Raw genomic sequence first — 18857 nt, 5'->3', positions numbered from 1 at the left:
ATTTTTATTTCTGAAACAATATGATTTAAGATGAGAAACTCACAGCCTAGACTTTCTTTGGTGGGAGCAGGACCAGGAGATCCTGACCTTATTACTCTCAAAGCTATTAAAACCTTACAATCCGCAGATGTTATTTTATATGATGCTCTGGCCAATATCGCACTTCTGGATCATGCACCATCCAGCACCTTAAAAATATACGTAGGAAAAAGGGCAGGCCTTCATTCACAACAGCAGCAGGAGATCAATAAAATGATCGTCGGATATGCCCAAAACATGGGACATGTGGTAAGATTGAAAGGAGGAGATCCTTATGTATTCGGGAGAGGACATGAAGAACTGGAATACGCCCGCAGTCAAGGGATACCTGTATCTTATGTCCCAGGAGTCAGCAGTGCCATAGCTGTGGCAGGGATAGAAGGAATACCATTGACTAAAAGGGGTGTGAACGAAAGCTTTTGGGTCATCACTGGCACGTTAAAGGATGGCTCCCTAGCCAAAGATTTACATTTAGCAGCCCAATCCAGTGCTACAATAGTAATATTAATGGGCTTAAAAAAAATCAAGGAAATAGTGGCCCTGTTTCAAAAGGCCCGTGGCATCAATGAACCTATGGCCATTATTCAAAATGGAAGCTTAGACTGTTCTACATGTTTGATAAGTACATTGGGAGGTATAATGGATGAAAACGAGCTGGGGAGACTATCTGCTCCGGCCATCATCGTAATCGGAAAGGTAGTAAATGAGAAAAAGGAAACGATTTATGCTTCGCTTAAAGAGAATATCTCCTTATGAATAGGAAAAATTCTTTGAAAACCATAGAATTTTCCTTACAGTAATACAAGAGGCGCTACCTTGGTTTTTAATTTTTTGCGTATCAATCCATAAATGTCTTACTATCTATCACTCATTTTAGTGAAGATTACTTACAAACCATTTGATCATTTATCATATAATGCCTATCTTAAAATAAGCAATAGATAAAACTTCACTTACCATGGATAATAGATTTCACATTACCATAGCAGATATAGATGCCTTAAATAGCCAAGATCCGCACTTGGATGTCTTTGAAGGGAAAAAAATCCCAAAAGAACTGCTTTATAGTCAAAGGATGACGGATATGCTCCATAGATTTTGCCCCGACGCGTCCGAAAATCTGCAGATTGCCATTAGAGCCCAACATATACAGCGATTTACCCATCCAAGAGAAAAGTATCCTATGGACAGAATAGGATATTTACAGTGGCGAACAGAGCTGAAAAAGTTTCATGGAGAAAAAGCTGCTGGAATAATGCGGGCAAATGGATATGCAGAAGAAGACATCCAGAAAGTGGACGACCTCATTAATAAACGGCGGCTTAAAACCGATCCTGAAGCCCAAACCTTAGAAGATGTCGTATGCCTGGTATTTCTTCAATACTATTTTGATGAATTTATCGTCAAACATGTGCACGAGGAAAATAAAACGATAGACATAGTGCAGAAAACATGGAAGAAAATGTCTGACAAGGGCCATGCCTACGCCTTATCCATGACACACTCAGATCAGGCATTAAATGTGGTAAACAAAGCCTTAGCTCAAAATACGTGATTTAATTGCCTCTATACTTTATCTGCAAACCATGAAGAAAATTCCTAAGAATCTGGTCCAGTGCAGGACGGTACTGGGGCTGGCCTGGCTTCCGGAAAAATGCACTTAATTCATGCTTGCTGATGCGACGGTCTACCGATTCTAAGATGGAGAGCATATCTTCATCTTTTAAATTTAATGCAATTTTTAATTTCCTTAAAATATTATTATTGGTCAGCCTCTCTTCTGCCTCCGGTTGGACACCCTCTTTTTTACCTCGTTTTTCATTGATAAAACCGTTCAGAAATATGGCCAATTCCCTATCATTCATTTCCTGAAAATCAGGATCATCATCCTTTTTTAGCCAATTGCTCACTTCAGATCTACTGACAGTCTGATCGGCCTGGGCAAATATCGCCATCATTTGAGCATCCCCCAAGTCAAAGGTATATCTTAAGTTACGTAAAATATCATTGTTGGTCATACTGAATAGCCCTCTGGTTTGTAGTAAAGGTGCAATTTAGGATTTATATTATGTATCTTCTTCATTTACCGTTAATTTCTGGCATTAAACAGATCCATATTATATCACCCAACGATGGACAATGCTGATTTATATAAGCCTGTAAGCTGACTTCGGGCTTTCACAAACCGGACAGGTATAGGAATTATGTAATTTTTGAAACGAGGTTCCGGGAGCCACATCAGATGAGGGATCCCCTACATTTTCATCATAAATGGTCATGCAGCTGGAACATTGATATTTTTTATGCTCAACCGGTTTAAAACCTACAATGGGTTCAGATATATCATGTCTATTGGTATCAAGCTGATCATAGTACTTATAACTTAGTTCTATAAGTAAGGGAGGGATAGTTTCCAATGTTACTTCCTTCACATAATGGTAGTACTCAGAAAGATTTGGAAGGAAATCTTTAGAATAAAGTATATTAAAGGTATCCTGCTGTTTATCATCAGTAGAAGGATTTTTTTCAATGACTATGGATGTAAATAGAACCATATGCCTGATTTTGACAGAAAAGGACAAACCATAGGTACTGATATCCTGCTTATCCAAAGCCCTTACCAGATAATTCTTAATTTCCAAAGCTTCTTCATCCAATACCGGTAAATGCCAGTTTAGCTCCAACGAACTGTGACGGATATTGATCCCATATTTTCCTAAAAGCTTTTCCCAACTCATGCGGTCCTTTTCAGTAATACCCCTCACAATAAGCGATTTCCAGGGAGTCAGGCTTAACTTACCTATATTAGTTTCTAGGCACAACTGACACAGAGCTTTTAGAAAATTAATGCTAAACTTATTGTTTCTCCAATATAAGCCCAGCCAGTATTTACCTCCAGCTATCCTGTTCATTCCTTCATAATAAGGGGTATGGCCTTCTGGATAAGTAAGGTCATGGGTTAAAGCTTGGGTATTCAAGGTAAGGTTTTTGACAGCTTTGGTATAGATTTCCGTATAAGTATATTTTCCCTGCAGCGGATTAAGTTCTTCTATGGCTTTGGCCACTTTGGCCAGATCATAGCCAAAAATGAGCTCTGGTGCACACCACGGCTTATTATCTATTTCTGAAAACCTCAAATATAGGTACCAAAAATTATCGTGTGTCGAAGCCACAAAGTTAATATTTCCAGTAAACAAGGGTACCAAACTTTGGACGGGGTCAGTAATATTTACCTTTAGCTGTGGTTTATAATCAAAGGTATCCAATATATAATGGTAGATATGAGAGGCCAGCCAGTGCGTAGTGGGCATCACATCCAATGCGGTATAAGAAGACACAATATTGTGAAATTCTTCACCATCTGTATCAAAATCTGTCTGAATAGATTCAAATGTATCTTCCAGTACCTTAAGGTTTTTATTTTTCAGTGGAAACAAAATATCCTGCCTTGACCCTAAATGAATGTAGGATGTTCCAAGTTCATTAGCAGTATGGATGATCTTCTGAAAATCTCCGGGGGAAATGATCCCTCCTTTTACAAAAACCCTTACAAGGTCGGACTTTTTGAAATGAGTGGAACTGGGTTTGATGGCTGTTTTAATCATAACGGTAAAGATGCATGCAATTTAGTGAATCGGTTTAAAATATGTTTGATTTCCGGTTTGCAGCTTCCGCACCCCATACCTGCTCCAGTCTGCTGACATAGCTGCCTGAAATCAGCACATCCGGCGCTTATCTGCTTCTCCAGATTCCCTGTGCCGACATTTCCGCAGGAACAGACCAAATTACCTATCAAAGCCTCTTTATTTGATTTCCCTCTTAGAAGCTCCTGCCTTTTATCTGAAAGTTCTGTTTTCTCTTCTATCAAATTTTTAAATTCAGCAAACTCTGTTTTATCCCCCATCAAAATTGCCCCTACCAATCTGTCCTGATAAACGATACATTTTTTATAATAAGTCTGGGCTGTATCTATCAGCAGTATTTCTTCGTAACCGGTAGCATTTACCGGGATCTCAGGCATGCCTATGGAACACAGATCCAGATCCGCAAATTTCAGTATGTTCATCAATACAGAACCTTGATAAATGCTCAGAAGATCCCCATTTATGTATCGGGCGGCCACATCTGCCTGGTGTTCTGCTGCTGCAGTGATTCCATTTAACTTCTGCCGGTGTTCTGCTATCTCCCCCATCGCAAATATATGGGGATCACTGGTCTGAAGGTAGTCGTTTACCTTTACCCCAAACCCACAGGCAATGCCTGCAGATTTAGCCAGTTCTATATTCGGCCTGGTCCCAATAGCATATACTACCGCATTACATTCTACGGTGGCACCACTTTTCAGATTGGCCTTCATCCTTTCCTCTCCCAAATAAGGGACCAGCCGGTCGACCTGATTGTTGAGATAAAGGGTTACGCCCATTTCTTCTATTTTCTCTCTGAGCAGTGAGCTTGATGTCTGATCCAGCTGTCTTTCCATCAGCCGGGAGGCCAGCTGCACGATGGTCACTTTGATAGCAATCTCCCTGAGAGAGGCGGCCAGTTCCAACCCCAATAATCCTCCCCCTACAATCAATACATGTCCCTTTCCACCCATGTATTCTACTAAATCATCTGCATTTTTTTTATTCCTCATCGTAAATACGCCAGGCAGGTGCATAGGCGCATCTGCCGGTATAAAAGCCCGACTCCCTGTCGCCATTACCAACAAATCATAGTGGTGTATCCTGCCTTTCTCGTCAGTAACCGTTTTATTGGTCTTATCTATGGAGGCTATGCCATTTTTCACAAACAAGTGTATGTCCAGCTTTTCGAGTTCCCCCGCTTTGAATTTCTGTAAATCCAGCCAAGATTTATGCTGGTTTACATAGTCAGGAAGCAAAACCCTATTGTAAAATGGATGCTTTTCTTGGGAAAAAACCTGAATTTCATCTTCCAGATTTAGCTCCCGATAGGTAGTGATGAAGCGATATGCAGCAGCACCAGCTCCAATGACGACCACTTTCTGTTTAGGTTTAGTGTATTTCATTACCTCCACAGCTGAATATTTGAAGTCTGGCTGTTTAGATACTGGATCTATCGCATTACCTGTAAGGTTATTGACCATAGCAAAATCCGCCCCTAGGATTTTGCCCCAGTGCATGGGCAAAAAAACTACACCTTCCCTTATAGACTCAGATACCTGTGCCCGAACCCTCACTGTCCCCCGTCGGCTTTTGATCTCTACTGTGTCTCCATCCCCGATTTTTCTTGAAATGGCATCCTCGGGATGGATCTCCAATAATGGTATGGGGACATGTTTTTTTAACTTATTGACTTTACCTGTCCGGGTCATGGTATGCCACTGATCTCTGATCCTTCCTGTAGTAAGAATCAGCGGAAAATCAGGGGTTAAAGCTTCCAAGTCAGACTGGGGGCCTGAAATTTTTATCTGTGCTCTGCCGTTAGGCGTATAGAATATTCTGTCTTCAAAAAGCCTTGCTTTACCAGACTGAGCTGACGAAACAAATGGCCATTGGGCTGTACCATGGGATTTAAGGTATTCATAGTCCAATTCAGAAATATCAATATTGGTACCTTTGGTAAGTGCAGCATGCTCTTGAAATACACTCCCCATATCTTTGTAATCAAACCCTGAAAACCCCATTTTTTTTGCAAAACGGATGATTATTTCAGCATCGGGTATAGCCTCTCCAGGAGGGGCTACCGATTTATGGAGGTAGCTGATCCTTCTTTCAGAGTTGGTCATCGTCCCTTCTTTCTCTGCCCATCCTGCTGCAGGAAGTACCAGATCTGCAAAAGGTATAGTAGCTGCATGCAGGGAAATATCCTGAACCACTACAAATTTAGCCTTTTTGAGGGCATTCTCTACCCTTCTTGCATCAGGAAGGCTGATCATCGGATTGGTACAAATGATCCAGATGGCTTTCATGGTACCTTCTTCCAAAGCCTCCACCATTTGGGTGGCTGTCAATCCGGGCTTTGATGGCAAATCTTCCACCCCCCAAAAATCAGCTACTTCTTTTCTATGGGCAGCATCATGTAACTTACGGTGGGAAGAAAGTAAAGTGGACATTCCCCCCACTTCTCTTCCCCCCATAGCATTGGGCTGACCGGTAAGAGAAAAGGGACCTGATCCTGGCTTTCCTATATGACCTGTAATAAGATTTATATCAATAAGAGAAAGGTTTTTATTAACACCATCAGCACTTTGATTAAGCCCCATGGCCCACATAGATAGAAATCCCTTTGACCCTGCAATGTAAGTGGCCGCCTGAACAATCTGATCTTCTGGGACACCACACATCTGAGCAGCATCGGCCACTGACACCTGCATCACCTGCTCCTGATAAGCTTCAAATCCATCTGTATGGTTTTTGATAAAAGACCAATCGATATTACCCCCTTCTATCAGACATCTGCCTATAGCCTGAAATAATACAGTGTCTGTACCGGGAAGGATCTGCAGATGTAGGTCAGCTAAAGCACAGGTTTGCGTTTTTCGTGGATCCACTACAATGATCTTGGTTTCAGGGTTCCGTTCTTTCTGCATTTCCACTCTCCTCCAGATAATAGGATGGCACCAGGCGGGATTAGCACCTGCTACTAAAAAGCAGTCCGCTAATTCAATATCTTCATATGCGACCGGAACCGCATCTTCCCCCAAAGTCTGCACATAGCCCATCACCGCAGAACTCATGCAAAGCCTGGAATTGGTATCTATATTATTTGTTTTTAAATAGCCTTTAGTCAGTTTGTTAACCAAATAGTATTCTTCTGTAAGGCATTGGCCTGATACATAATAGCCTACTGCATCCGAACCAAATTTTTCGATCATAGATTTAAATACTGCAGCTGCTCTTGTTAAGGCTGTATCCCATTCCACTTTTTCCAGTGCATGACCTTTCCCCCAGCGCATCTGTGGATAGAGCAGACGGTCTGATTTGTCCTCCACTACATAATGGAGGTTCATCCCTTTTGAGCAGAGCATTCCCTTATTTACTGGGTGTTCTGGATCTCCTTCTACTTTTATCTTACCTTTCTTATCCTTTGATATAAGGACTCCACATCCTACACCACAGTAAGAACAGGTGCTTTTCTTTTTTTCCAGTATCATGTTTTGGTCATTATTGGCTATGAAAACTTAAGGGAGCTGTTATGCCGGACTTAGTTCCATGGCCTTATCTTCCAGTGAGTTTTTCAATTCTACTTCCGCTACCTTTTCGTCTGCCTCCGAGAACCTTACGATCAAAGAAAGTACACTTATACCCGTGACTACCAGTCCCAGTATAGATAGCCCCTCTGCATACGACAGATTTTCCATTTTAAATAAGAAACCTGCCATCACTGCACCGGCATTCCCACCTGCGCCTACTATACCCGACACTACTCCAATGGCCTTTTTATTAATAAAAGGCACTACTGAATAGGTAGCCCCCTCTGCCATCTGGACAAACAGGGAAAATACGATCATGGTACCTATAGCCAGAGGCAATAAAGTCATCTGCGAAAAAACCATCAGCGCTATCCCTTCTAAAAATAAGATGCTGCCCATCAGCCAAACCCTACCTTTAAGACCCCATTTCAACCCTGCTTTGTCTCCTAAAAAACCACCGGTAGATCTAGCAAATATATTCATCAACCCAAACAAACCTGCAATCAGCCCGGCTGTCTTCAGATCCAGATTAAAGTAATCATGGTAGTAGATAGCTGCTATGTTATTAATAGTCAACTCCACCCCAAAACAAGCTCCATAGATCAGAAACAAGGCCCATACTCTTCTGTCTTTTAGTGCCGTTTTGAAAGCACCTTTGCTGTCGTTTTTTCTTTTTAAAAATGCAGGATCAGATTGTAGCAAATCTTTAAGATTACCCTCGGGAAAATCAGTGGTCCATCTATAATATAATATACCGCATAGGATCATAGCTACCCCGGGTACTATCATGGCATACCGCCATGCCTGCTGGTCCAAAAACCCCAACGATACAAATAATGCAAATATCAAAGGCATGACCATCTGTGTTACTCCTCCCCCAAGGTTCCCCCAGCCTGCCGTGGTGGCATTGGCAGTACCCACTACATTAGGGGCAAACATCACAGAAGTGTGGTATTGGGTAATGACAAAAGATGCCCCGATAGCACCTATCGCCAGCCTGAAAATCAGAAAGGACTCATAGCTATTGCTAAGCCCGATAAACATCACCGGAATAGCCCCTAATATCAACATATAAGTATAGGTGATCCTAGGACCAATCCTATCACAGAGCCAGCCTATAAATAGCCTAGCGATTACCGTAATCGCCACTGATGATATGATGATATTTCCTACCTGGGATTTGGTAAGGTCCAGTTCATCACGTACCACTGCCATCAGCGGAGCAATGCCAAACCATCCAAAAAAACATAAAAAAAAGGCTACCCATGATAAGTGAAATGCCCTCATATGGGGTGTCTTAAAATTTAGCAGTTGAATTTTTGTTGCTTTTTTCATTTTAAATTTGGTTTAGGTTGATAGTATCAATGAATAGGTTATTTGAAGGATTATGATTATAAGTCACTTAAATCCTTATTCATAAAGGTTGGTTTTATAGTAATCATGGCCCATGCCCAGTATTGAAGATCCGCCGGGTTTGATTGGTTCTTCACAGCTCTCAAAGATGCTGTTCCAAACATTTGGGAATAACCTAAATTAAAGGCGACATCTTTATTCCATTGGGAAGTCCATACCAGGTCTATTTCCTCTCCTAAATGAGAGGTGCCCGAAACCATCATCTGCTCGTCTGCAAAGACAGTAACAGGGGATCGGAATGGTGAAAATGTAGCAGCACTCTGTTTTTTGAATTAATGGCTATATTTGTTTTGAGAAATAAATCCTGAAGTCCGGCTGTTCTCCCAGCATTGCCATGATTGCTTCCGACATAGAAGTAATCCATCAATCCATAAAACTTGTGATTTGTCCCATATAAAGGTTGAAAGGAGGTGTTTATAGTGGTGCCCGGGCCCGTTCCGCTAAGATAATCGTAACCTAATGTCAATGGGCTAAGTCGGGTTTTATAAGTCATAGCCGTAGAAAACAGCCATGCAGATACCTTTACACCCTGTGGATCCCTACCGCCCTGATAATATAATTCTACATTACCGTCAAGAAGTGATGAAAGCCCTTTTTGGCCTACAAAACCATAAGTCTGCCTGAAGAAAACCTGGGTAGCCTGGTTTATAGCATTCACATATTGCCTTCCATCGTTTAGCAGTAAAATGGAGAAATCTGAAGTTGACAGTCTTTTATGGATCCAAGCGAACTGCATTGTTTTGTAATTATCCAGCCCTTCATACACAGTACCTGACAACTTACTTGGTTCTAAAGGTACATTTTGATTAAATGCTGCCCCTACATGAATGTCTATATAAGTGGAATCTTGGTATTTAAAAAGCAAGAGATCATGGCTTCGGCCTTGTTGGGCCCAATCCAGGTCACCTAAAAATCTAGCATTATCATAATTGAGGGCTTGGCGGCCGATACGAATTGCTGTTTTTTCTGAAAAAGAATATTCAGCCCAAGCTTCATAAGCATTGATTACCGCTGGATCATATTTATAAATCTGGGATGTATTCCCCCATATCCTTACGTCCTGAGCTGAAATATAAAATTGAAGAGCTTCTTTTGTATAGCTGAAGTTAACCCTTGACCGTTGCTCTACAAAAAAAGCAGGATCGGTCCTCTCGGGTATGAGGGATTTAAATCCATGACGTAGCTCTGCTCTTGGCCTGATCTCACCGCTTATAACCAACTGTGCCCCAACCCTTTCTTTTTGCAGCATATAGAAAGCCAGAAAAGTTAATAGGCATATTTTAGGATTTGTTTTCATACCCAAATTTTATTTTAATATCCTTTCATTATGTAAATCAGAAATTTTGGGTGAATTGTACTACTGAATTATTATCAGCAATATAAAATGATTTTTTAATATATCTAAGTAATAATACTTATTTATTTTTATAATATTTACGTATTTATCCTCAAAATAAGATGAATAATTAAGCAGAATTCAAAGGAAATACTTAAAAACGGGAGAATATGGTTAAAAATTAAACCTGATATACCTTTACCTTATATCAAAAAAATATCCCCGGAAATTGTTTTCTAGGGATAGTGTACAAAAAAATGATAACAATAGACAACTGGCTATTATAAGCTTTCTACTTCTAAAATGCCCAAGGTATACCGTAATATTACTTCTTGAAAATAGTTAGTATAAACTGCCTGAGTATAATCAGACTGTGCTTCTACTAATTGTTGGTTGGCCTGTGCTAAGTCCACAAAATTACTAACGCCCAATCTAAACCTTTCAGCGATCACCTTTTGTGCTTCTTCGGCTGCGGAAAGTTGGACCTTAGTCGCTTCCTCCCTTCTAATAGCAGCCCGGTAATTATCATAAGCCAGTTTAGTCTCCTGAGTGAGCATCCTTTCCTGAGCCTTATATTCGAGTTGTTGGTTTTGGTAGGCCACCTTACTTCGGGTAACTAATACCTTGTTTTCAAAATTGTTAAAAATAGGGATCGTCAATGATAAGCCTATCGTGCTTTGTGGATAAATCCTTAAAAATTGATCGGCAAATGACCTCTCATCAAGTGTAGTAGCAAAAGTGCTATAATTGAAATAGGCACTTAATTGGGGATAATAAAAGGATCTGGAAACAGACAGCATCCTTTTATGCCCCTGCTCCATTGATTTTTGTTCCAATAAGTCCCGCCTATTGTTTAAAGAAATTTCATATAGCTCAGGTAGTGATAACTCCATGAACTCGCTCCGCTGGGCATCCATATTAACCGGTTCTAGCATTGGATAGCTGCCTGACTCCAGCTGCAAAGTCTCAGCAAACAGCCATAAGTCTGTTTCCATTTTTATCTCCGCATCCAAAACGACTGTCAGCAATCTAGCAACTTCGGACTGCTGGTTATACTGGTCAGATAGGGTGCGGATTCCTGCCTCTACAAAACCTTCTATCTGTCTTAATTGCTGCTTTTGGTTTTCTAGATTTTCCAACGCTATAAGATATAGTTCTCGGTCTAGTAAAACCTGTAAATATTGCTGTGCTATATTAAAGACGACTTCCTGTGCAGCCCGGTGTAAACCGTGCTCCCCTGCATCTTCATAAAGGCGTGTAGCCCTAGTGGTATTGAGCCTCCTGCCTGCATTTACCAAGGGTAAGGTAGCATTGATATTTGAAGAGGCTATATCATTAGTGACATTCGTGACTATCAACTGACCCTCCACCTGCTGGTACTGCTGACCCATCTGGCGGTAAAAGCTGTTGGACATGTTTACCCGGGGCAGATGTCCTAATAAGGCCGCCTGCCGCTCTTTTTTTAATATTTCTTGCTCATTGATCTTGGTCTGAAACATTAGATTCTGGGAAAGCCCAATTCTTATTGCTTCCGAAAAGTCGAGTAAAAGTGTATCCTGGGAATAAACATTGGGAACAAACGCGCCCATTAGAAACATGATTGCTATAAAAATCTTCATTTTATCAGGATTTCCATATCACTGTAAATTTTGCCATCTAGCATTTCGATCAGCCGGGTTCCATAATCTGCATTTTCACGGGAATGTGTGGCCTGTATAATCGTAGTCCCCTCCCGGTGAAGATCCTGAAATACTTCCATGATCTCCTTTGCCTGGGCAGAATGTAAATTCCCGGTAGGTTCATCTGCCAATAAAATTCGCGGTTTGCCTGCGATGGCCCTTGCCACACCGACCAACTGCTGTTGTCCACCCGACAGCTGTTCAGGAAATAAGTCCTTTTTAGCCACAATATTAAACCTATCCAATAATTCTGCTATGATGCTTTTACGTTCAGAGGATGATACATTCCTGTACAGCAGTGGTGTTTCGATATTTTCATAAACCGTCAGTTCATCTATCAGGTGATAGGCCTGAAAGATATAGCCAAATTCACTTTTATGAAGAGCATTTCTGTTTCGCTCCTTCATTTTTTTAATTGGATTTTCATCTAAAACATAGTCGCCCTCAAAATCTTCATCTAGAAGGCCGATAATATTCAGTAAGGTAGACTTTCCTACACCGGAGGGCCCCATGAGGGTCACAAACTCCCCCTGCTGTATGGTAAGGTCTATACCTTTGAGTATAAATACTCTCTGAAATCTTGATTCAATGTACTTATCTATATGATTTAGGTGTATCATGCGATGATTTTATAAGTAAATAAAAATTATAATAGCCTGTGCTGTCCCTACCATCAATTCCACATCTATGCCATTGAAAACACCCTTTAAATAAGCGCTCTATAACGCTATACCATAAATCCGGCATTTTTTTCGAACATATTTGTTCGCTGACGGACGATATGTGTATCGAAGATCACGAATGTTAATGTATTGAAATTATAAATATAGGGATATCCCGACAGTCCGTCGAAATCTCAAGAGATCTGCTACTATATATCTATAGTCCTATAAGCTTTTGATGAACTTACATATCAAACCACAGCCACTACCTTTATAAGATTTAAGTAGAACCGCCACTATAAAATAAAGAAAAATTAAAAGCCTGCAGTTAAAATAACCACAGGCTTTATAAATCCCTAATCCAATTTTTAAAAACAAAATTAGGGTTGATGTATAAGTTTGCTACCCTTTGGCCAACTGAGTAGTTTACCTATAAACTCCTGCTGCTTTAGCTGCATTTACAAACCCATGTCCATAAAACTCATCATTGCCTGGCTTGCCTAAGTCTGTAGAAGACTGTTTTAACCTGGCGGCAACTTGTGCGGGATTTAATCTTCCGCCATTGACCTGCATCATCAAAGCCACCACCCCTGCAGCTGCAGGTGAAGCCATAGATGTACCTTGAGACCAGCCATAGTTACCATCAGAGGTACCTCTGGTAGTACTGAATACTTGATCAAAAACATAACATGGCTGAGTGGCAGTTCGAGTAGTCCCTACTATAGTACATGGTGAGAAATTACCATCTACTGCTGCTAATGCAGCATTCCCACCTGGAGCGGCAAAATCAACCAATGACTTGCCATGATCTGAGTAATAGGCTAACAAGCCAAAATTATTGTTACCCAAAACCCAACCTGTAGGACCTGTGGCACTGATAGAAATGACATGTTGGTTTTGTGCAGGCAGTTTGAATAATTCTTTTGCAACGTCATAATTGGTAGCACCGTTACCTGCTGAAGCGATCACCGTCACCCCATTTTGAAAAGCATACCTGGTAGCTCTGTCATAGGTTTTTTGCAAATCTCTAAAGTATTCCCTGAAGGCTTTATCCTGCCAGTTATCTCTGTAATTTATAGTAGCACCTAAACTCATATTTATGATATCTGCACCAGCTCCGCCTTTAGATTTGGGAGTAGCGGCATATAAGATACCCTCTAATATCCATTCGAAAGCACCTGATCCATTATGTAATGATTTCACACCTATAATGGTAGCTTCAGGAGCTATACCTACTATACCGAACCCAGAAGCAGCGACTATACCTGCCACATGAGTACCATGCCAGAACGTACCTGTATCTTCATTAAAATTAAAACCTGGTACAGTAGATATAGAGCTTTCTATGTCCATATTAGGAGCTAGGTCCAAATGTGTAGCATGAAATCCTCCATCAATAACAGCTACTCTGACACCCTTCCCGGTCACACCCGCTTCCCATGCAGCAGGAGCACTTATGGCTGCAGGAGCCCACTGCCATCCATTAAATATAGCACTCTGATAATCAAACGGCGCACCTATGGAAGTGGTACCTTTTGATGATCTTGACCTATTGCTTTCAAGCACCATATTATTAGCAGAAACTTCAGGCTCCTCGGTATAATCTAGTATCAAATCTGGTGTGACGGATTCAATCCCATTGATTCGCCCCACCTTAGCATAAAAATCTGATGAACGCGCCACTGCCACAGCCACTCCTATTTCCGGGTAGGTTTTTACGAGTTCTCCCCCTGCATTCTGGATGCTCTTTTCCAAATTATGTGGTAAGTTTGGACCTTTACTTAGAATTAAAAACCTTCCGGTAAAGTCACCTTCCCTCATATTAGAAAAATCCGTCATTTCACCCAATTCGGTAAAGTTAAATTGACTCAAATCTGAATCACTTTCCTCGTTTGCTACCTCTACAGTAGGCTCTACATCTATTAAATTACTTTCGCAACCAGCAAACAGTAAGGCTACTGCTACAAATAAATGCGGGATTTTAGTTTTGTTTAAATATTTCATTGTGTGTGTTAAATGTTTAAATGGTTGATTTAAAACCAATTGTGAGTAGTGTTTTTTGAATAAATTTTTAAATTATAAGTGGCTGTTTGTGAATCTTTTGGCCTAAAGATAGCTCAAACTTAAATATGAGAACTTTTAAAACTATTGAATATTTCTCAATATCCAATAAAAAAGATTTATTTATAGAATAAAAAATAACTAGGGCACATTGTATTTTGACAAGTATTGATTCCCCCAAAGATTATGAATCAGTTCTGTTATTGCTTGCCCTTTATGATGAGCCTTACAAATAGCCTTTTTTATTTCTACATAATAAATCCATTTAATCCTATATGGATATAAAGCAATCAACCTTGCCAGTATCATATTTTAAAAATGGGAATTGCAGTATGACGGCAAGGTTTAATGCCATGTTTTATCGCCAAGAGGCAAAATTAAACTTCCCATACCCTCCACTAGTCGAACTGTTTATTGGGTTGGCCGAAAATCAACCTTCAAGAAAAAGATGTTATATAAATTAGTTTTTATTCTTCACCCTAAAACTAATTCTAACATGATGACAAAGCCCTTACTGACGAGGCAATTAGAGTTCAACTCGGAAGAGAGAGCAAAAAGAATATTTGATTTTTTGTTTGCTCTTCTTGTCGTAGTGTTTTTGCTCAGCTGGATCATACCTATTGTGGCTATCATCATAAAAATAGACTCTCCTGGGCCAGTATTCTTCAAACAGCAGCGTTCTGGCAGGTACAACATACCTTTCTATTGTCTGAAATTCAGAAGCATGAAAGTCAATGCTGCATCAGATATTTTACAGGCTAGTAAGGAAGATGATAGGATTACCCGAGTGGGTGCATTTATCCGAAAAACAAGTATAGATGAACTTCCCCAATTTCTCAATGTTTTGATGGGGGAAATGTCAGTAGTAGGACCACGTCCCCATATGCTGAAACATACGGAAGAATATGCGCAATCCATAGAAAACTTCATGGATCGTCATGATGTCGCACCGGGGATTACAGGATGGGCACAGGTAAGTGGACATAGGGGTGAAACCAAAGAAATCCAGGCGATGATCAACAGGGTAAATGCAGATATATGGTATCTGCACAACCGCACTTTCTTTCTAGATATTAAAATAATATTTCTAACCGTCTGGAAGTTTACCAAATTAAATCATAATGCTTTCTAGTGCAGCTTATAACTGAATTGAGGACCGATAGCAAATCAAGGATGCAATAACCTCACTGAATTTTTCTTCCAAGATTCAGGCTATATACAAGATAGCATATATAAGTTTAAATTCAACAAGCAACTTCACCCAGCTCATAAAAAATGTCGTGCTGCAAAAAAACCACCTGTTTATTGGTTGCCTACCCTTTTTCCATAGGAGACTGATCCTGGATTAAGAAAATATAGATTATATAGTACTCCAGTATTAAATATCAATAAAAAACTAATAGTTATCTATAAATGGCATTCTCTAAATAACAGCATACTGTTTCTTAGAGAATAAAAAATTAAATCCTTAATCTGCTAAAGTAGCTACCTGAAACCAGAATTCTTCAATCTTTACAATAGCTTCAAAAAATTCCTCCATATCAAGTGATTTCATGATGTAGCTGTTGCTATGGTTATCATAAGCTCTTTGTATGTCGGTATGACTGGAAGATGTTGTAAGCATTACTACTGGTATTCTTTTTAGATCCGAATCTTCTTTGATTAGTTGTAAAACTTCATGTCCATTGAAAATCGGGATATTGATGTCCAATAAAATCAAGTCTGGCTTTTTTACATTTTGATATTTCCCCTTTTTATATAAAAATTCAAGTGCTTCCCGACCATTCCTAACCACACTTACTTCTGTTTTTGCTTTGCTCTCTTCAAAAGCTTCCAGTGTAAGCACAATATCGCCTTCATTATCTTCCACAAGCAAAATATGCGCTGATTTTAAGTCCTTATTTTTCATTGGTATAGAATAGTATAATATAGAAACAGAATATAAAGCTAAGAAAGTCCATTTGGGTGGAATAATTTCCAAAAATCATGCTGCTTATGCTCTATAAATAAAAATAATAGTTTGTACAAATAAATTTTAACAATAGAATTTCAGTTAACCCCTCACCTATGCAGCTTACTTTGGCAATGTAAAAAAGAAAACACTTCCTTTTCCCTCTTCTGATTCAAGCCATATCTCCCCACCTAGATGGTCTATAATTTTTTTAGTTAGGGCCAGACCAATACCGGTACCTGAATATTCCTCCTTATTATGGAGCCTTTGAAATATTGCGAATACTTTATCATAATGAGCCTCATTGATTCCTATTCCATTATCCGAAACTGAGATTATCCATTGCTTTTTATTATCTTTTACCTCAATTATAATATGTGGAATGACCTCTTCTGCTGTATATTTTAGTCCATTGCCAATCAGATTTTGAAATACCTGGTTTATAGGTGCTTTTTTTGAGCGGATAACAGGAAGTTTTTCATATTGAACTATAGCTTTCTTCTCTTCGATTTGGCTTTTTAGCAAAACTTTTATCCCTTCCATCACTTCGCTCAAATCTACTTCCACTGTCGCTTCATTGGTTTTACCCACTCTAGAATATTCCAGCATATCCAGGATAATCTGCCGCATCCGCTTGGCACCGTCTACTGCAAAATATATATATTGTTTTCCTTTATCATCCAGTACATCTTTGTATTTCTTATCCAACTGGCTTAAAAAGCTGGTAACCATACGCAGCGGTTCCTGTAAATCATGCGAAACAGCGTAGCCGAACTGCTCCAGTTCTGCATTTATAAGCTCTAACTCCCTTGCTTTTTGTTTTAGCTGCATTTCGGCCACTTTTTCAGCAGTGATATCATAGGCTACCCCATATATCCCAACCGGTACTTTACCAGTATGGTCAAATTCAAACTTAGTTTTAGAAGATATATGCTTCACTGTGCCATCCCTCAATAGGATGCGATGAGACATACCTGAATCACTGAATGTTTTCTGAGATTTTTCTATTTCTGACATGACATACGTCATATCATCAGGATGGATAAATGATAACCATGTTTCAAATGATTGACGGTTGTCCTCCACAGGCACACCATAAATCCTACAGGATTCCTCAGACCACAAGGATTCACCAGTCACTAAATCCAGTTCCCAGTGGCCGAGTTTGGCTAAAGCTTGGGATTCTTTTAAACGGGTTTCATTCCGAATGCGCTCTTGTTCCACTTTCTTTATCTCGGTGATGTCCTGAGAATGGCATGCCACCCCTATGATGGCATCCTCTAAGCGAATGGGGTGAAACGATACCTGTAACCACATTTCTCGGGGAAAATTAAAATGGTCAACGACAGAAAAAACTTCTCCTGACAACCCTCTCCGGTGATATTCTTTATACCTAAACACTAAGTCTTGAGATATTTCTGAAGGCATATCCATGGCAAAAATATTCATTCCCCTCTCAACTTCTTTGCCTGTAAAATTGCACACCAAATTCCTAAATGGCTGATTATATGTTATCAAACCGAGGTTACTATCCATACTCCACATAATATCTACCGTACTATTGATCAGTGCATCCAGATTGTTTTTATCAAACCTACGCCTTTGCTCTGCTTTTTTTATAGAGGAAATATCTTTTGAGTGGCATGCAGCACCAATGACGGTATTGTTATCCCAAATAGGGTAATATTTTATTTCAGACCAGCCCTCTATGGGCTGATCTCTATATTCTACTTCCTTAATCACTTCTCCTTCAAATACCCTTTCAAAAATTTTTTTATATTTATCGTGTTGATCTTTTGAAAATCCGTCTATAAATACTGAGTCTCCCCTACTTACAGAATTTCCGGTAAATTTTTTAATTACTTCCACAAAAGCATTATTGGTGGTAATCAGTTTAAAATTTCGATCAACACTCCACATAAAATCATGTGTATTATTGATCAGCGCTTCCAAGTTGTTTTTATCAAACAAGTTTTGATTTGTTAAAGCCACACTGTCTGTTATGTCCCTAAAAGATTGTAGAACGCCATTTATATCCAAGTGATGTAATAAATTAGTTATCGAAGATGCTATCCAGCGCCATGTCCCATCCCGGTGCCTTATACGACAGGGCTGCACCGAAATAGCTATGCCGACTGTATTCAGCATTTTATTCCATGCCTCTATTAAAATAGCCTTCTCATCTGGATGTGTAAGTGTGTGCACATCTAACATCATAGCCTCATTGTCAGAATATCCCAAAACTTTCCCTATGGATGGTGAAACATACACATACTTCCCTTCAGACGAAAGAATAGATATTACATCATTACTATGCTCCACGATCGCTTTAAAGCATTTTTCATTGTTATTGTTCAATACTTCACTGTTCATATGATACGGTGCTATGCTGATTTGAAATTAGGAGGATAATTTGTTTAGAATGATATTTGAATTTTATTCCAAAGGAATCTTCATTACAAAGTTTTGCTACCCCATATAAACTGTTCCTTTTTTAAATCCACTTTGGATAATCAGATCATGACTCCTATTTACATGTAAGGATAGCAAAAATTTATTT

14 protein-coding genes are annotated in these 18857 nt (G+C 39.6%); 3 read left to right on the top strand and 11 right to left on the bottom strand.

All coding sequences use genetic code 11. From position 1 onward, the window contains the following. Positions 1–30: 30 nt before the first annotated feature. The gene (gene cobA, locus EL17_RS16760; RefSeq protein ID WP_035076709.1) at positions 31–795 is read left to right on the top strand and encodes a uroporphyrinogen-III C-methyltransferase; all 765 of its coding nucleotides are present in this window, start codon (positions 31–33) and stop codon (positions 793–795) included. Positions 796–997: 202 nt separating this feature from the next. After that, entirely contained in the window at positions 998–1594 is a 597-nt protein-coding gene (locus tag EL17_RS16755) for a DUF4202 domain-containing protein (RefSeq protein ID WP_035076707.1), read from the top strand. Position 1595: 1 nt separating this feature from the next. Here EL17_RS16755 and EL17_RS16750 read toward each other — a convergent pair whose 3' ends face one another. The 9 genes from EL17_RS16750 to EL17_RS16715 all read right to left on the bottom strand — a co-directional run bounded on the left by EL17_RS16750 (position 1596) and on the right by EL17_RS16715 (position 14289). Then, a complete protein-coding gene (locus EL17_RS16750) occupies positions 1596–2057 on the bottom strand; it encodes a YehS family protein (RefSeq protein WP_035076705.1) in 462 nt (153 codons plus the stop codon). Between the two features lie 129 nt (positions 2058–2186). Beyond that, positions 2187–3644 carry a rubredoxin gene (locus EL17_RS16745; protein ID WP_051720068.1) on the bottom strand — a complete coding sequence of 486 codons (1458 nt, stop codon included), beginning with the start codon at positions 3642–3644 and terminating at the stop codon, positions 2187–2189. Then, the gene (locus EL17_RS16740) at positions 3641–7156 is read right to left on the bottom strand and encodes a nitrate reductase (RefSeq protein ID WP_035076702.1); all 3516 of its coding nucleotides are present in this window, start codon (positions 7154–7156) and stop codon (positions 3641–3643) included. Before EL17_RS16740 ends, EL17_RS16745 begins: the two co-directional genes overlap by 4 nt. A 39-nt stretch (positions 7157–7195) precedes the next feature. Then, complete coding sequence (locus EL17_RS16735; protein ID WP_051720066.1) at positions 7196–8530, bottom strand: NarK family nitrate/nitrite MFS transporter; 1335 nt, start codon at positions 8528–8530, stop codon at positions 7196–7198. A 56-nt stretch (positions 8531–8586) separates the two neighbouring features. Next, on the bottom strand, positions 8587–8811 hold the full coding sequence (locus tag EL17_RS24070; RefSeq protein ID WP_051720064.1) for a hypothetical protein: 225 nt from the start codon (positions 8809–8811) through the stop codon (positions 8587–8589). Next, positions 8808–9905: an alginate export family protein gene (locus EL17_RS16730; protein WP_051720063.1), complete on the bottom strand. Its 1098-nt coding sequence runs from the start codon at positions 9903–9905 to the stop codon at positions 8808–8810. The genes EL17_RS24070 and EL17_RS16730 overlap by 4 nt, the downstream gene beginning before the upstream one ends. Positions 9906–10225: 320 nt before the next feature. Then, positions 10226–11563 (bottom strand): TolC family protein, encoded by a 1338-nt coding sequence (locus EL17_RS16725; protein WP_035076700.1) that lies wholly within the window; start codon positions 11561–11563, stop codon positions 10226–10228. Next, positions 11560–12243 (bottom strand): ABC transporter ATP-binding protein, encoded by a 684-nt coding sequence (locus EL17_RS16720; protein ID WP_035076698.1) that lies wholly within the window; start codon positions 12241–12243, stop codon positions 11560–11562. The genes EL17_RS16725 and EL17_RS16720 overlap by 4 nt, the downstream gene beginning before the upstream one ends. A gap of 468 nt (positions 12244–12711) precedes the next feature. Continuing rightward, the gene (locus tag EL17_RS16715) at positions 12712–14289 is read right to left on the bottom strand and encodes a S8 family peptidase (protein ID WP_051720062.1); all 1578 of its coding nucleotides are present in this window, start codon (positions 14287–14289) and stop codon (positions 12712–12714) included. A 553-nt stretch (positions 14290–14842) separates the two neighbouring features. Between EL17_RS16715 and EL17_RS16710 the strand changes: the two genes are divergently transcribed. Further along, positions 14843–15478 (top strand): sugar transferase, encoded by a 636-nt coding sequence (locus EL17_RS16710; protein ID WP_051720061.1) that lies wholly within the window; start codon positions 14843–14845, stop codon positions 15476–15478. Positions 15479–15814: 336 nt separating this feature from the next. Here EL17_RS16710 and EL17_RS16705 read toward each other — a convergent pair whose 3' ends face one another. Both EL17_RS16705 and EL17_RS22730 read right to left on the bottom strand, forming a co-directional pair. Further along, positions 15815–16327 carry a response regulator gene (locus tag EL17_RS16705; RefSeq protein ID WP_316932670.1) on the bottom strand — a complete coding sequence of 171 codons (513 nt, stop codon included), beginning with the start codon at positions 16325–16327 and terminating at the stop codon, positions 15815–15817. A 93-nt stretch (positions 16328–16420) separates the two neighbouring features. Further along, positions 16421–18670, bottom strand: coding sequence for a PAS domain S-box protein (locus tag EL17_RS22730; protein ID WP_051720060.1), 2250 nt, complete (start codon positions 18668–18670; stop codon positions 16421–16423). Positions 18671–18857: the final 187 nt, after the last annotated feature.

Source organism: Anditalea andensis (genome assembly GCF_000714815.1).
Taxonomy (GTDB): domain Bacteria; phylum Bacteroidota; class Bacteroidia; order Cytophagales; family Cyclobacteriaceae; genus Anditalea; species Anditalea andensis.
This window is presented reverse-complemented; position numbering and strand designations above follow the sequence as displayed.

What these genes read in the sequence shown, in the direction of transcription:
- EL17_RS16750 (WP_035076705.1), bottom strand. Translation starts at nt 2,057, where the DNA reads ATGACCAACAATGATATTTTACGTAACTTAAGATATACCTTTGACTTG.
- EL17_RS16755 (WP_035076707.1), top strand. Translation starts at nt 998, where the DNA reads ATGGATAATAGATTTCACATTACCATAGCAGATATAGATGCCTTAAAT.
- EL17_RS24070 (WP_051720064.1), bottom strand. Translation starts at nt 8,811, where the DNA reads ATGATGGTTTCGGGCACCTCTCATTTAGGAGAGGAAATAGACCTGGTA.
- EL17_RS16745 (WP_051720068.1), bottom strand. Translation starts at nt 3,644, where the DNA reads ATGATTAAAACAGCCATCAAACCCAGTTCCACTCATTTCAAAAAGTCC.
- cobA (WP_035076709.1), top strand. Translation starts at nt 31, where the DNA reads ATGAGAAACTCACAGCCTAGACTTTCTTTGGTGGGAGCAGGACCAGGA.
- EL17_RS22730 (WP_051720060.1), bottom strand. Translation starts at nt 18,670, where the DNA reads ATGAACAGTGAAGTATTGAACAATAACAATGAAAAATGCTTTAAAGCG.
- EL17_RS16715 (WP_051720062.1), bottom strand. Translation starts at nt 14,289, where the DNA reads ATGAAATATTTAAACAAAACTAAAATCCCGCATTTATTTGTAGCAGTA.
- EL17_RS16720 (WP_035076698.1), bottom strand. Translation starts at nt 12,243, where the DNA reads ATGATACACCTAAATCATATAGATAAGTACATTGAATCAAGATTTCAG.
- EL17_RS16710 (WP_051720061.1), top strand. Translation starts at nt 14,843, where the DNA reads ATGATGACAAAGCCCTTACTGACGAGGCAATTAGAGTTCAACTCGGAA.
- EL17_RS16735 (WP_051720066.1), bottom strand. Translation starts at nt 8,530, where the DNA reads ATGAAAAAAGCAACAAAAATTCAACTGCTAAATTTTAAGACACCCCAT.
- EL17_RS16725 (WP_035076700.1), bottom strand. Translation starts at nt 11,563, where the DNA reads ATGAAGATTTTTATAGCAATCATGTTTCTAATGGGCGCGTTTGTTCCC.
- EL17_RS16730 (WP_051720063.1), bottom strand. Translation starts at nt 9,905, where the DNA reads ATGAAAACAAATCCTAAAATATGCCTATTAACTTTTCTGGCTTTCTAT.
- EL17_RS16740 (WP_035076702.1), bottom strand. Translation starts at nt 7,156, where the DNA reads ATGATACTGGAAAAAAAGAAAAGCACCTGTTCTTACTGTGGTGTAGGA.